The organism is Streptomyces sp. NPDC048481, from assembly GCF_043200075.1.
Classification (GTDB): domain Bacteria; phylum Actinomycetota; class Actinomycetes; order Streptomycetales; family Streptomycetaceae; genus Streptomyces.
In genome coordinates this window covers 1,172,357-1,186,540 of record NZ_JBICXC010000001.1, presented here as the reverse complement: position 1 = coordinate 1,186,540, position 14,184 = coordinate 1,172,357, and the positions used below count along the sequence as shown (strand labels likewise).

Sequence of the window (14,184 nt, the reverse complement as noted above, 5' to 3'; positions counted from 1 at the left end):
CCATGACCACCGACACCACCACCACGGTCGCCCCCACCGGCGAAAAGGTCCTCGACGCCCGCGGCGTCACCATGCGCTTCGGCGGCCTCACCGCCGTCCGCAACGTCGACCTCCACGTCAACGCCGGAGAAATCGTCGGCCTCATCGGCCCCAACGGCGCGGGAAAGACCACCTTCTTCAACTGCCTCACCGGGCTCTACATCCCCACCGAAGGCGAAGTCCGCTACAAGGACAAGGTCCTCCCCCCCAAGTCCTTCAAAGTCACCGCCGCCGGCATCGCCCGCACCTTCCAGAACATCCGCCTCTTCGGCAACATGACCGTCCTGGAAAACGTCCTCGTCGGCCGCCACACCCGCACCAAGGAAGGCTTCTGGTCCGCGGTCCTGCGTCTCCCCGCCTTCCACAAGGCAGAAGCCGCCTCCCGCGAACGCGCCATGGAACTCCTGGAGTTCATCGGCCTCGAAAACAAGGCCGACCACCTCGCACGCAACCTCCCCTACGGCGAACAGCGCAAGCTCGAGATCGCCCGCGCCCTCGCCAGCGAACCCGGCCTCCTCCTCCTCGACGAGCCCACCGCCGGCATGAACCCCCAGGAAACCCGCGCCACCGAAGAACTCGTCTTCGCCATCCGCGACAAGGGCATCGCCGTCCTCGTCATCGAGCACGACATGCGCTTCATCTTCAACCTCTGCGACCGAGTCGCCGTACTCGTCCAAGGCGAAAAACTCGTCGAAGGCGACAGCGCCACCGTCCAGGGCGACGAACGCGTCGTCGCGGCCTACCTCGGCGAACCCTTCGAAGACGCCCCCGGCGACGAAGAAGTCGCCGAAGTCGAGGCCGCCGAAGCACACGCCGACAGCGCCGACACCCTCACGGACGCCGCGCCCGGCAAGGAGAACGACCGATGACCGCACTGCTCGAAGTCGAGGACCTCCGAGTCGCCTACGGCAAGATCGAAGCCGTCAAAGGCATCTCGTTCAAGGTCGAAGCCGGCGAGGTCGTCACCCTGATCGGCACCAACGGCGCCGGCAAGACCACCACCCTGCGCACCCTCTCCGGCCTCCTCAAGCCTGTCGGCGGCCAGATCAAGTTCAACGGCAAAAGCCTCAAGAAGACCCCCGCCCACGACATCGTCGCGCTCGGCCTCGCCCACTCCCCCGAGGGGCGGCACATCTTCCCGCGCATGACGATCGAGGACAACCTCCGCCTCGGCGCCTTCCTCCGCTCCGACAAAGCAGGCATCGAGAAGGACATCCAGCGCGCCTACGACCTCTTCCCCATCCTGGGAGAACGCCGCAAGCAGGCCGCAGGAACCCTCTCCGGCGGCGAACAGCAGATGCTCGCCATGGGCCGCGCCCTCATGTCGCAGCCCAAACTGCTCATGCTGGACGAGCCCTCCATGGGTCTCTCCCCCATCATGATGCAGAAGATCATGGCCACCATCGCCGAGCTGAAGTCCCAGGGCATGACCATCCTGCTCATCGAGCAGAACGCCCAGGCCGCCCTCTCGCTCGCCGACCACGGCCACGTCATGGAGATCGGCAAGATCGTCCTGTCCGGCACCGGCCGGGACCTCCTCCACGACGAGTCCGTCCGCAAGGCCTACCTCGGCGAGGACTGACCCACCCCCCTCACACACGACGAGGCCCGCTCCCCTTCTCCGGGAGCGGGCCTCGTCATGCACACAGCGAGCGAACTAGCCCTTGTTCGCCTTCTTCTCGTCCGCGTCCTGAATGACCGCCTCCGCCACCTGCTGCATCGACATCCGGCGATCCATCGACGTCTTCTGGATCCACCGGAACGCCGCCGGCTCCGTCAGCCCGTACTCCGTCTGAAGAATCGACTTCGCCCGGTCCACCAGCTTGCGCGTCTCCAGCCGCAGGGTCAGATCCGCGACCTCGTTCTCCAGCTCACGCAGCTCCGTGAACCGCGACACCGCCATCTCGATCGCCGGCACCACGTCGCTCTTGCTGAACGGCTTCACCAGATACGCCATCGCACCCGCGTCCCGCGCCCGCTCCACCAGGTCGCGCTGCGAGAACGCCGTCAGCATCAGCACCGGCGCGATCCGCTCCTCGGCGATCTTCTCCGCCGCCGAGATGCCGTCCAGCTTCGGCATCTTCACGTCCAGGATCACCAGGTCCGGCTTGTGCTCGCGGGCCAGCTCGACGGCCTGCTCACCGTCACCGGCCTCGCCGACGACGCTGTAGCCCTCCTCCTCCAGCATCTCCTTGAGGTCGAGACGGATCAGCGCCTCGTCCTCGGCGATGACGACACGGGTCGTCAGCGGAGGCACGTGCGACTTGTCGTCGTCGGGCGCGTCTACGGGCTGGGGCGACTCGGGGGCGGTCACGGGGGCTCCTCGTTCAGGGGCGGGGGTACAGCTGACAAGAGCCTACCTAGCTGCGGTAAGGTGGTGACACAGCGGGTGACCGCTGACCTTCGTTTCGAAGGGGCCCCGGTAGCCCAGCGGTAGAGGCCATGGATTCAAAACCCATACAGCGTCGGTTCGAATCCGACTCGGGGCACTTTTCCTTGGTTCCCAAGGTCACACTGAAAAAAGCGGATGTCCACGTTCTCGTGAACATCCGCTTTTTGCTGCGTGTCGTCGAAAACCCGCTCACACAGTGGACCCCTGTACGACGTCAGCACACGCAAGCGCGCACTCGCCCTGGTCTCGGAGGGGCACAGCCTCAACTCGGTGAGCCGTCTTACGGGCATCTCCCGGGCAGCAATTCGATCCTGGCAGTCCCGACTTGAACCGCTGCCCCGAATGGCGCCACCCCTCCCCGGGCCACCGAGTGATAGGAACGCCTATTCGTACCTGCTGGGGCTCTATCTGGGTGACGGGTGCATCAGCCCTCATCCGCGCGGAGCCGGCCATTACCTGCGCATCGCCTGCGCGAACGCCTGGCCGGGCCTCATCGACGCCTGTGAGGCCGCCGTCCGAACCGTCAGCCCCGCGCACACCGCGTACCGCGTCAAGGCTCCAGGGTGTGTGGCCGTGGTCGGCTATTACGCCCACTGGCCGCACCTCTTCCCGCAGCACGGTCCCGGCAAGAAGCACGAGCGGCGGATCGCCCTCGAGCCCTGGCAGCAGGCCATCGTCGACGAACATCCCTGGCAGTTCGTTCGCGGCCTCATCCACTCGGACGGCTGTCGGATCACCAACTGGACCGAGCGGACCGTCGGCGATGAACGCAAGCGCTACGCGTACCCGCGCTACTTCTTCACGAATATGTCGGGCGACATCATCGGCCTGTTCACCGATGCCCTCGACCGGCTCGGAGTCGAATGGAGAATGCAGAACCCGAGGAACGTGTCCGTCGCCAGGAAAGTCTCCGTCGCTCTGCTCGACGCCCACGTAGGCCCCAAGTACCGACCCTACCGAGGGCTGTCGTCCTCGCCCACGTGGTGGACCCTGACCAGGTTCGTCGAGCCGGCGACGCCGGGTGGGGAGCCCGCGGTGATCACGATGACGTCGCCCTTCGCGCAGCGTCCGTACCGCAGCAGCAGTTCGTCGACCTGGTCGACCATCGCGTCGGTGGAGGCGGCCGTGGGGCCGAGGAAGGTCTCGACGCCCCAGGTCAGGCTCAGCTGGGAGCGGGTCGCGGGTTCCGGGGTGAAGGCGAGGAGGGGGATCGGGGAGCGGTAGCGGGAGAGGCGGCGGACGGTGTCGCCGGTCTGGGTGAAGGCGACGAGGAACTTGGCGCCGAGGAAGTCGCCGATCTCGGCGGCGGCGCGGGCGACGGCGCCGCCCTGGGTGCGGGGTTTGTTGTCGTCGGTCAGGTCGGGGAGGCCCTTGGCGAGAAGGTCTTCCTCGGCGGCGGTGATGATCTTGGCCATGGTGTGGACGGTCTGGACGGCGTGTTTGCCGACGCTGGTCTCGCCGGAGAGCATGACGGCGTCGGTGCCGTCGATGACGGCGTTGGCGACGTCGCTGGCTTCCGCTCGGGTGGGGCGGGAGTGTTCGATCATGGAGTCGAGCATCTGGGTGGCGACGATGACGGGTTTGGCGTTGCGTTTGGCGAGTTTGACGGCGCGTTTCTGGACGATGGGGACTTGTTCGAGGGGCATTTCGACGCCGAGGTCGCCGCGGGCGATCATGATGCCGTCGAAGGCGGCGACGATGTCGTCGATGTTCTCGACGGCCTGGGGTTTCTCGATCTTGGCGATGACGGGGAGGCGGCGGCCCTCTTCGTCCATGATGCGGTGGACGTCGATGATGTCGCGGCCGGTGCGGACGAAGGACAGGGCGATGGCGTCGAAGCCGGTGCGCAGGGACCAGCGGAGGTCTTCCTCGTCTTTTTTGGAGAGGGCGGGGACGGAGACGGCGACGCCGGGGAGGTTGAGTCCTTTGTGGTCGGAGACGATGCCGCCTTCGAGGACGCGGGTGTGGACGCGTGGGCCGTCGACGTGGGTGACTTCGAGGCAGACTTTGCCGTCGTCGACGAGGATGCGTTCGCCGGGGGTGACGTCCTGCGCGAGGCCGGCGTGGGTGGTGCCGCAGAGGGTGTTGTCGCCTGCGGTGCCTTCTTCGACGGTGATGGTGAAGGTGTCGCCGCGTTCGAGGAGTACGGGTCCTTCTGTGAAGTGGCCGAGGCGGATCTTCGGGCCTTGAAGGTCGGCGAGGACGCCGACGCTGCGGCCGGTTTCGTCGGAGGCCTTTCGTAGGTGGTGGTAGCGCTCCTCGTGTTCGGCGTGGGTGCCGTGGCTGAGGTTGAAGCGGGCTACGTCCATTCCGGCGTCGACCAGTGCTTTGAGCTGGTCATATGTGTCGGTGGCGGGGCCCAGGGTGCAGACGATTTTCGCTCGGCGCATGTTTCGAGTTTATGTCTTACCGATGGGTAGCGAATTGGTGGGAAGCGGCGGCTCAACATCCTTTGGGTGAAGGTCTGTTGACAACTTATAAATTGTGCGGCCGGCCGCTCCGATGAGCATTTTCTCGAATGGGTGAATTGCGGTGGCGGGCTGGTCGGGGTGTGGGGCAGGTCGGCTCGGCCTGCGGGCAGGGGCGGGGCAGCGACCGGGGCTGGGCGGCCGGTCGGCCGGAGGAGGTCAGGTGGCCTGCGGGACGGGGTGGTCTTACGTCCTGCCTTGTCCCGGCTTTCGCTGTTTCCCGGGCGTAGTTGAGGGTGCTGGTCACCCAATCGCAACCTCCTGGATCTGTTGCGGTCGGTGGTGGCCGGGTCAGAATCTACGCGCGTTGTTCCCCTTCCCCCGAGGAGTACGAGAGATGCCGTTGAACCGCCGGAAGTTCCTGAAGAAGTCCGCAGCGACCGGGGCGGGGGTGGCGATCGCGGGTGCGGTGGCGGCTCCGTCGGCGCAGGCCGCGGCCGGTGGGAAGCCGGGGAAGCCGGGGAAGCCGAAGCGGTACGAGCTGACCGTGATGGGGACGACGGACACCCATGGGCATGTCTTCAACTGGGACTACTTCAAGGACGCGGAGTACAAGGACGCGGCGGGCAACGCGCAGGGTCTGGCGCGCATCTCGACGCTGGTGAACCGGATCCGTGCGGAGAAGGGGCGGGAGAACACCCTGCTGCTGGACGCGGGTGACACGATTCAGGGGACGCCGCTGACGTATTACTACGCGAAGGTGGATCCGATCACCGCCAAGGGTGGTCCGGTGCATCCGATGGCGCAGGCGATGAACGCGATCGGGTATGACGCGGCGGCGTTGGGCAATCACGAGTTCAATTACGGGATCGAGACGCTGCGGAAGTTCGAGTCGCAGTTGCGTTTCCCGTTGCTCGGGGCGAACGCGGTGGACGCGAAGACGTTGAAGCCGGCGTTCACGCCGTATGTGATGAAGACGTTCTGCGTGAAGGGGGCGCCGCCGGTGAAGGTGGCGGTGCTGGGTCTGACGAATCCGGGCATCGCCATCTGGGACAAGGCGTATGTGCAGGGGAAGCTGGCGTTCCCGGGGCTGGAGGAGCAGGCGGCGAAGTGGGTGCCGCGGTTGAAGTCGATGGGTGCGGACGTGGTGATCGTGTCGGCGCATTCGGGGTCGTCGGGTACGTCGTCGTACGGTGACCAGGTGCCGTATGTGGAGAATTCCGCGGCTCTGGTGGCGCAGCAGGTGCCGGACATCGACGCGATTCTGGTCGGGCATGCGCATGTGGAGATTCCCGAGTTGCGGGTGACGAATGCGAAGACGGGCCGGGCGGTGGTGCTTTCGGAGCCGCTGGCTTTCGCGGAGCGGTTGTCGGTGTTCGATGTGTCGTTGGTGTTCGAGAAGGGGCGGTGGGTCGTCGAGTCGGTTTCGTCGAAGGTGTTGAACTCGAATTCGGTGGCGGACGACCCGAAGATCACGAAGTTGCTGGGTGACGAGCACGCGAAGGTCGTGAAGTACGTCAATCAGGTGGTGGGGTCGGCGACGGAGACGTTGACTACGGTGGATGCGCGGTTCAAGGACGCTCCGATCATCGATCTGATCACGAAGGTGCAGGAGGACGTGGTGCGGGCCGCGTTGGCGGGGACGTCGTATGCGTCGCTGCCGGTGATCGCGCAGGCGTCGCCGTTCTCGCGGACGTCGGAGATTCCGGCCGGTGCGGTGACGATCCGGGATCTGTCGAGTCTGTATGTGTATGACAACACGTTGGTGGCGAAGCTGCTGACGGGTGCGCAGGTGCGGGCGTATCTGGAGTATTCGGCGGAGTATTTCGTGCAGACGGCGTCCGGTGCGGTGGTGGACGTGGAGAAGCTGACGAACGCGAATGGGCGGCCGGATTACAACTACGACTATGTGTCGGGGTTGTCGTACGACATCGATGTGGCGCAGCCTGCTGGTTCGCGGATCAGGAATCTGATGTTCGAGGGTGCTCCGTTGGCGGATGGTCAGCAGTTCGTGCTGGCGGTGAACAATTACCGGGCCAATGGTGGTGGGGCGTTCCCGTTCGTGGCGTCGGCGCAGGAGTTGTGGTCGGAGTCGACGGAGATCCGGACGCGGATCGCGGAGTGGGTGACGGCGAAGGGTGTGCTGGATCCGAAGGACTTCGCGTCGGTGGACTGGAGGTTGACGCGGGACGGTACGCCGGTGTTCTAGGCGTCCGGACGTCTGGGGTTTGGTGGGAGCGAGGGCGGTGGTTGCGCGGTGGCCGGGTGGGCTGTCGCGTGGTCACCGCCTTTCGCGTGGGTGGGCGGGGGTGGGTGCCGGTCAGCGGTGGTCGGCGAGGGGGGTGAGGGGGGTTGCTTGTCGGGCGGGTGTGACGCGGTGCTGGGGTTGTTGGTGGAGGCCGAAGGTGGTGAAGGCGGTGCGGGTGGGGAGGGGGTAGGGCTGTTCGGTGGTGAGGGTGTTGAGGATGGTGGCGCTGCGCCAGGCGGTGAGGCCGAGGTCGGGGGCGCCTACGCCGTGGGTGTGGCGTTCGGCGTTCTGGACGTAGACGTTGCAGCCGGTGGCGGTGACGGAGGGGTCGAGGACGAGGCGGAAGTGTTCGTCGATGCGGGGGCGTTCGCTGTTGTCGCGGCGGATGTAGGGGTCGAGGCCGGCGAGGATGCGGTCGAGGGGGCGTTCGCGGTGGCCGGTGGCGAGGACGACGGCGTCGGTGGTGAGGCGGGTGCGGGTGTTCTGCTGGATGTGTTCGAGGTGGAGTTCGATTTTGGTGGTGGCGATGCGTCCTGCGGTGCGGACGCGGACGCCGGGGGTGAGGACGGTGTCGGGCCAGTCGCCGTGGAGGGTGCGCCGGTAGAGCTCGTCGTGGATGGCGGCGAGGGTGTCGGCGTCGATGCCTTTGTGGAGTTGCCATTGGGCGTCGGTGAGGCGGTCGCGGACGTTCTCGGGGAGGGCGTGGAAGTAGCGGGTGTAGTCGGGGGTGAAGTGTTCGAGGCCGAGTTTGGAGTACTCCATGGGGGCGAAGGCGGGGGTGCGGCCGATCCAGTGGAGTTGTTCGCGGCCGGTGGGGCGGTGGCGGAGGAGGTCGAGGAAGATCTCGGCGCCGGACTGTCCCGAGCCGACGACGGTGATGTGGCCGGCGGCGAGGAGGGTGTCGCGGTGGGTGAGGTAGTCGGTGGCGTGGACGACGGGGACGCCGGGGGCGTCGACGAGGGGGCGCAGGGGGTCGGGGATGTGGGGTCGGGTGCCGATGCCGAGGACGACGTTGCGGGTGTGGGTGCGGCCGAGGGCTTCGGCTTCGCCGTCGGTGTCGAGCTGGGTGAAGTCGACTTCGAAGAGGTCGCGTTCGGGGTTCCAGCGGACGGCGTCGACCTGGTGGCGGAAGCGGAGTGCGGGGAGGTTGTCGGCGACCCAGCGGCAGTAGGCGTCGTATTCGGCGCGGTGGGTGTGGAAGCGCTCGGCGAAGTAGAAGGGGTAGAGGCGGTGGTGGGTTCGGAGGTAGTTGAGGAAGGTCCAGGGGCTGGTGGGGTCGGCGAGGGTGACGAGGTCGGCGAGGAAGGGGACTTGGACGCGGGCGCCGTCGATGAGGAGGCCTGGGTGCCAGTCGAAGCGGGGGCGTTGTTCGTAGAAGGCGGTGTCGAGGGTGGTGAGGGGGTGGGCGAGGGCGGCGAGGGAGAGGTTGGCGGGGCCGATGCCGATGCCGACGAGGTCGCGGGGGGTGTCGGTGTCGTGGGGTGGGGGCGTGTTCATGTGGGGGTGTTTCCTTCCACCAGGTGCAGGAGGGCGGTCAGGTCGGCGGGGCGGGTGTGGGGGTTGAGGAGGGTGGCTTTGAGCCAGAGGCGGCCGTTGTGGCGGGCGCGGCCGAGGACGGCGTGGCCGTCGGTGAGGAGGCGGCGGCGGGTTTCGGCGACGGCGGTGTCGGTGGCGTGGGTGGGGCGGAAGAGGACGGTGCTGATGGTGGGTGGGGCGTGGAGTTCGAGGCGGGGGTGTGCGGTGATGAGGTCGGCGAGGTGGTGGGCGTGGTCGCAGACCTGGTCGACGAGGGTGGCGAGGCCGGTGCGGCCGAGGGTTTTGAGGGTGACGGCGATTTTGAGGACGTCGGGTCGGCGGGTGGTGCGCAGGGAGCGGCCGAGGAGGTCGGGGAGGCCGGCGTCGGTGTCGTCGGTGGCGTTGAGGTAGTCGGCGTGGTGGTGCAGGGCGGTGAGGTCGTTCGGGTCGCGTACGGCGAGGAGTCCGGCGGCGGCGGGTTGCCAGCCGAGTTTGTGCAGGTCGAGGGTGACGGTGTGGGCGGTGTCGAGGCCGGTGAGGAGGGGGCGGCGGCGGTCGCTGAAGAGGAGTCCGCCTCCGTAGGCGGCGTCGATGTGGAGGCGGGCGCCGTGGGCGTGGCAGAGGGCGCCGATGGCGGGGAGGGGGTCGATGAGACCGGCGTCGGTGGTGCCGGCCGTGGCGGCGACCAGGACGGGGGTGTGGGGGTCGGGGAGGGTGGCGAGGGCGGTGGTGAGGGCGGTGGGGTCGAGGGTGCCGGTGGGGGTGGGGAGGATGTGGGGTGCGGGGAGGCCGAGGAGCCAGGCGGCGCGGGGCAGGGAGTGGTGGGCGTTGGCTCCGCAGATGAGGCGGAGGGCGGGCCCGTGGGTTTCGCGGGCGAGGAGGAGGGCGAGCTGGTTGGCTTCGGTGCCGCCGGTGGTGACGAGGGCGTCGGTGAGTCCGGCGTGGGCGGCGAGGGTGCGGGTGAGGAGGGCTTCGAGGGCGGAGGCGGCGGGGGCCTGGTCCCAGGAGTCGAGGGAGGGGTTGAGGGCGGAGGCGGCGAGGTCGGCGGCGGTGGCGACGGCGAGGGGCGGGCCGTGGAGGTGGGCGGTGCAGTGGGGGTGGGCGGGGTCGGCGGAGCCTTCGGCGAGGGCGTGGACGAGGGTGTGGAGGGCGTCGGGGTCGCCGTGGGTGGGGAGGAGGTCGCCGACGGCGTGGTGGAGCCGGGCGGTGACGGCGTCGGGTCCGCCGGCGGGCAGGGGGCCGCCGCGGGCGCGGGCGCCGGAGTCGAGGGCGTCGAGGACGGTGGCGAGCAACGGCCTGAGAGCGTCAGGTCCTTGGGGGCCCGAGGCGAGGGGCGGCGTGCTCTTGGGGGGCATGGGGCTGGGTTCTCCGGGCTGGCGCGGGGGGCGGGGTTCCAGCTTGTCGGGATCGCTGCGGGTGCGCCGGGAAGCCCGGGGATCGGTACTCGAAAGGGGGTACTCCCGTAGGGGTGATGCGGTGGGGGCGTCCGCCCTCGCCGGACGTCTGCGGTCGAGCGAGGTGGGACGCGTGGCGGAGCCGGAGTGCGGGTGGGTGCCGGAGTCGGGGTGGGGGTCGCCGTGGGAGGCGACGGCGGAGTGCGAGGGTGAGCCGGTGGTGCTGCGGGAGCCGGGGCCCGGGGACGAGGCCTCGCTGCTGGCGCTGTTCGAGGAGTGCGAGGACTGGTTCGTCGCGGCGACGGGGCTGCCGTCGGCGCCGGGTGACGTGCAGAGCCTGTTCTATGCGCTGCCGGAGGGGGCGGCGGCGCGGGACAAGGTGCTGCTGGTGGTGGAGTGGGCGGGGTCGGTGGCGGGGGTGGTGGACGCCGTGCGGGATCACCCGGAGCCGGGCGCGGTGGCGGTGGGGATGTTCCTGATCGCACCGGGGGCCCGGCGGCGGGGGCTGGGGCGGACGGTGGCCGAGGCGTTGCTGGCGCGGGCGCGGGACGTCACGCGGGTGACGGCGACGGTTCCGCCGGGGTGGGTGCCGGGGGAACGCTTCCTGGAGCGGTCGGGCTTCGTGCTGGAGGACGCGGGTCCGGCCCCGGCCGCCGGGGTGGGAAACCGGCGCGAGGGACCGCGCGAGCGGGGCGTACGCAGGGCGGAGCTACGCCGGGACCGGTAGCTGTAGGGACTTCTTGCGGGCCGGCCCCGTCCCGGATCGCCCGTCCTCGGTGCCGGGTGCCGGGTGCCGTCCGCCCGGTGGATGGACCCGACGCCAGGTATGCGCGGGCTGCGTCGCGCCGGAACCGGCCCGACGGCTTCCGGAGTCGGCATGCGCCCAGGCACGTTCTCGGTCTGTCATGGCCGGTCCACGGGCCGGTCGCGGGCGGTTCCCGCGACCGGCGGGCAGTCCTCCGCCGGCCACGGGCACTCCCCCGACGATCACGGGCGCCCCCGGCCGGTCACCGGCGTCCCGGTCCGTCGGCCACGGCGAGTTCGCGGCCGGTCACGAGCGCTCCCCCGCCGTCACCGGCGCGCCCCCACCGGTCGCCGACGGTAGCCCGGTCGGCGGCGGCCACGGCGGGGTCGGCGGTGGGGCACGGGTGGTCGGCGACCGGTATCGGTCAGGGGTGGTCGGTGGTGCGGACTCGCAGGGCTCGGGTGAGATCGTCGAGCTGGTCGACGAGTTTGCGGCGCAGGGCCGGGGTGGGGCCGGTGGTCGCGAGGCACTGTTCGCCCAGGCGGAGGGTTTCGGCGTCGACGGCGTGGGCGGGGAAGGCCCAGCGTCCGACGGCTTCGGCGATGGCGGGGCCGCGGCGGGCGGCGACGGTGACGGCGTCCTCGAAGAAACGGGGGACGTAGTCGCTGACGAGGTCGGCCTGTTCGGGTTGCCAGAAGCCCTGGGCGGTGGCGTTGAAGAGGTAGTTGGACAGGCCGTCGGTGGAGAACATCGCGGCCCAGGCGCGTTCCTTGGCGGCGGGGTCGGGGAGGGCGGCGCGGCAGCGGGCCGCGCCTTCCTGGCCGGTGGCGGAGGGGTCGGCGGCGAGTTCGGCGGCGATGGCGTCGGCGTCGGTGGCGCCGAGGGCGGCGAGGCGGGCGAGGACGCGCCAGCGCAGGTCGGGGTCGAGTTCGGGTCCGCCGGGGACGGTGCCGTCGGCGAGCCAGGCGGCGATGGTGTCGGGGTGGGCGGCGACGGCGATGAACTGGCGTACCGCGATGAGGCGCAGGCCGGGGTGGTCGCCGTCCTCGGTGCGGCGGATGAGGTCGCGGCACAGGGTGGTGAGGCCGGCGAGGACGGCGGGGCGCTGTTCGGGGGTGACGTAGCGGTCGGCGATCTGTCCGGCGGCGAAGGAGAGGACGCCTTGGGCGACGGCGAGGTCGGTTTCCTGGGGGAGGTGGGTGCGGGCTGTTTCGAGGTAGGCGGCGGGGGCGAGTTCGCCGTCGCGGACTGCGTCGCGCAGGGCGTTCCAGACGACGGCGCGGGTGAGGGGGTCGGGGAGGCCGGAGAGGTTGGCGCGCAGGGTGGTGAAGGAGTCGGGGTCGAAGCGGATCTTGGTGTAGGTGAGGTCGCCGTCGTTGAGGAGGAGGAGGGCGGGGAGTTTGCCGATGGGCTGGGGCGCGCTCTGCGGGATGTCGACTTCGAGGCGTCGGCGCAGGGTGAGGTGGTGGCCTTCGTCGGCGAGGTCGAGGTCGTAGAGGCCGACGGCGACGCGGTGGGGGCGGGTGCCGTGGTGGGTGACGGTGAGGGTGCGGTCGCCGTTAACGCCGCTGACGGTGGGGGTGAGGGTGTCGACGCCGGTGGTGCGCAGCCAGGCGTCGGCCCAGGCGTGGACGTCGCGGTCGGTGTGGGCGGCGAGGGAGTCGATGAAGTCGGCGAGGGTGGCGTTGGCGAAGCGGTGGCGGGCGATGTGGGTGTTGATGCCGGCGAGGAAGTCCTTCTCGCCGAGCCAGGTGACGAGTTGGCGCAGTGCGGAGGCGCCCTTGGCGTAGGAGATGCCGTCGAAGTTGAGGAGGGCGGAGGCGGTGTCGTCGACGTTCTCGGGGGCGACGGGGTGGGTGGAGGGGCGCTGGTCGGCGTCGTAGCCCCAGGCTTTGCGGACGACGCCGAACTCGGTCCAGGTGCCGTTGAAGCGGGTGGCTTCGGTGAGGGTCTGGTAGCCCATGTACTCGGCGAAGGACTCGTTGAGCCAGATGTCGTCCCACCATTGGAGGGTGACGAGGTCGCCGAACCACATGTGGGCCATTTCGTGGGCGATGACCATGGCGCGGGTCTGGCGTTCGGTGTCTGTGACGGCGGAGCGGTAGACGAATTCGTCGCGGAAGGTGACGAGTCCGGGGTTCTCCATGGCGCCGGCGTTGAACTCGGGGACGAAGGCCTGGTCGTAGGAGTCGAAGGGGTAGGGCTCTTCGAACTTCTCGTGGTAGCGGTCGTAGCAGGCGCGGGTGATGTCGAGGAGTTCGTCGGCGTCGGCGTCGAGGTGGGGGGCCAGGGAGCGGCGGCAGTGCAGGCCGAAGGGCAGTCCGCGGTGTTCGGTGCGGACGGTGTGCCAGGGGCCGGCGGCGACGGCGACGAGGTAGGTGGAGACGAGGGGGGTGGGGGCGGCCTGCCAGCGGCCTCGGCCGAGGTGTTCGGTGACGCTGTTGGCGAGGACGGTCCAGTTCTCGGGGGCGGTCACCGAGACGTCGAAGACGGCTTTGAGGTCGGGCTGGTCGAAGGCGGCGAAGACGCTCTGGACGTCGTTCATGAAGAGCTGGGTGTAGACGTAGGTCTCGCCGTCGGTGGGGTCGGTGAAGCGGTGCATGCCTTCGCCGGTGCGGGAGTAGCGCATGGCGGCGTGGACGCGCAGTTCGTGTTCGCCTGCGGTGAGGCCGTCGAGGGCGAGCCGGCCGGCGTCGAGGGCGCCGGGGTCGAGGGGTTCGCCGTCGAGGGTGACGGAGTGCAGTGTGTCGGGCCTGACCTCGACGAAGGTGTCACCGTTGGCGCGTGCGGCGAACCGGATGACGGTGACGGACTCGAAGGTGTCGTCGCCGGTCGTCAGGTCGAGCTCGATGGTGTAGCGGTGGACGTCGAGGAGCTTGGCACGGCTTAGCGCTTCGTCGCGCGTCAGTACGGACATGCACGACATGCTGCCTGATGCCGCAGGCGGGGCACAGGGGCGGATCGGTACGCGCGTTATGTCGGTTCCCGCGCCGGGGCGCCCGGCCGGTCAGCCGTCGGCGGGGGTGGCGGTGTCCTCGGCGATGCGCTCGTGGTGGCGGATGACCTCGGCGATGATGAAGTTGAGGAACTTCTCGGCGAAGGCCGGGTCGAGTTTGGCGTTCTCGGCGAGGGTGCGCAGTCGCTCGATCTGGCGGGCCTCGCGGGCGGGGTCGGCGGGGGGCAGGTGGTGGCGGGCTTTGAGGTGGCCGACCTGCTGGGTGGCTTTGAAGCGTTCGGCGAGCATGTGGACGACGGCGGCGTCGATGTTGTCGATGCTGTCGCGCAGCCGGGCGAGTTCCTCGCGGACGGCGGGGTCGACGGCAGTGCGTCCGGCGGGGCCACCGGGGCCGGTGCCGGTGGGGGTTCCGGGGCCGGGGGCGTCGCTGGTGGGGGTGTTGCTGGTGGTCATGGGCGATCACCCTAGGGCATGCCTGCGCGGGGGG

The 14,184-nt window shown here is 69.5% G+C and carries 10 protein-coding genes, 1 tRNA gene and 1 pseudogene; 6 read left to right on the top strand and 6 right to left on the bottom strand.

All coding sequences use genetic code 11. The annotated features are described in order from the left end of the window. Nucleotides 1–2: 2 nt before the first annotated feature. Both ACGFSH_RS05065 and ACGFSH_RS05060 read left to right on the top strand, forming a co-directional pair. Nucleotides 3–908 (top strand): ABC transporter ATP-binding protein, encoded by a 906-nt coding sequence (locus tag ACGFSH_RS05065; protein ID WP_393345063.1) that lies wholly within the window; start codon nt 3–5, stop codon nt 906–908. Then, nucleotides 905–1,621, top strand: a complete 717-nt coding sequence (locus ACGFSH_RS05060; protein ID WP_393345061.1) for an ABC transporter ATP-binding protein — start codon at nt 905–907, stop codon at nt 1,619–1,621. Before ACGFSH_RS05065 ends, ACGFSH_RS05060 begins: the two co-directional genes overlap by 4 nt. Nucleotides 1,622–1,696: 75 nt before the next feature. On the opposite strand, the gene ACGFSH_RS05055 is transcribed toward ACGFSH_RS05060, so the two are convergent. Then, complete coding sequence (locus ACGFSH_RS05055; RefSeq protein WP_030596546.1) at nt 1,697–2,353, bottom strand: ANTAR domain-containing response regulator; 657 nt, start codon at nt 2,351–2,353, stop codon at nt 1,697–1,699. A 102-nt stretch (nt 2,354–2,455) separates the two neighbouring features. On the opposite strand from ACGFSH_RS05055, the gene ACGFSH_RS05050 reads away from it, so the two are divergent. Together ACGFSH_RS05050 and ACGFSH_RS05045 are read left to right on the top strand one after the other, a co-directional pair. Further along, nucleotides 2,456–2,528, top strand: a tRNA-Leu gene (locus tag ACGFSH_RS05050). A 107-nt stretch (nt 2,529–2,635) separates the two neighbouring features. Then, nucleotides 2,636–3,379 (top strand): annotated as a pseudogene (locus ACGFSH_RS05045) (transcriptional regulator); the annotation flags it as partial. Nucleotides 3,380–3,384: 5 nt separating this feature from the next. Here the strand turns inward: ACGFSH_RS05045 and pyk are convergent. Next, nucleotides 3,385–4,821 carry a pyruvate kinase gene (pyk, locus tag ACGFSH_RS05040; RefSeq protein ID WP_393345060.1) on the bottom strand — a complete coding sequence of 479 codons (1,437 nt, stop codon included), beginning with the start codon at nt 4,819–4,821 and terminating at the stop codon, nt 3,385–3,387. A 415-nt stretch (nt 4,822–5,236) separates the two neighbouring features. On the opposite strand from pyk, the gene ACGFSH_RS05035 reads away from it, so the two are divergent. Further along, entirely contained in the window at nt 5,237–7,048 is a 1,812-nt protein-coding gene (locus tag ACGFSH_RS05035) for a bifunctional metallophosphatase/5'-nucleotidase (RefSeq protein ID WP_393345059.1), read from the top strand. 111 nt (nt 7,049–7,159) lie between these two features. Here ACGFSH_RS05035 and ACGFSH_RS05030 read toward each other — a convergent pair whose 3' ends face one another. Both ACGFSH_RS05030 and ACGFSH_RS05025 read right to left on the bottom strand, forming a co-directional pair. Continuing rightward, complete coding sequence (locus ACGFSH_RS05030) at nt 7,160–8,584, bottom strand: lysine N(6)-hydroxylase/L-ornithine N(5)-oxygenase family protein (protein WP_393345057.1); 1,425 nt, start codon at nt 8,582–8,584, stop codon at nt 7,160–7,162. Then, complete coding sequence (locus ACGFSH_RS05025; RefSeq protein ID WP_393345055.1) at nt 8,581–9,957, bottom strand: pyridoxal phosphate-dependent decarboxylase family protein; 1,377 nt, start codon at nt 9,955–9,957, stop codon at nt 8,581–8,583. The genes ACGFSH_RS05030 and ACGFSH_RS05025 overlap by 4 nt, the downstream gene beginning before the upstream one ends. Before the next feature lie 172 nt (nt 9,958–10,129). Here ACGFSH_RS05025 and ACGFSH_RS05020 point away from each other — a divergent pair, with 172 nt between their 5' ends. Then, complete coding sequence (locus ACGFSH_RS05020) at nt 10,130–10,723, top strand: GNAT family N-acetyltransferase (protein ID WP_393345053.1); 594 nt, start codon at nt 10,130–10,132, stop codon at nt 10,721–10,723. Between the two features lie 442 nt (nt 10,724–11,165). Here ACGFSH_RS05020 and pepN read toward each other — a convergent pair whose 3' ends face one another. Together pepN and ACGFSH_RS05010 are read right to left on the bottom strand one after the other, a co-directional pair. Continuing rightward, nucleotides 11,166–13,658, bottom strand: a complete 2,493-nt coding sequence (gene pepN, locus ACGFSH_RS05015) for an aminopeptidase N (protein ID WP_393345051.1) — start codon at nt 13,656–13,658, stop codon at nt 11,166–11,168. A gap of 90 nt (nt 13,659–13,748) precedes the next feature. Next, entirely contained in the window at nt 13,749–14,150 is a 402-nt protein-coding gene (locus tag ACGFSH_RS05010; protein WP_393345050.1) for a chorismate mutase, read from the bottom strand. Between the last annotated feature and the right edge of the window lie 34 nt (nt 14,151–14,184).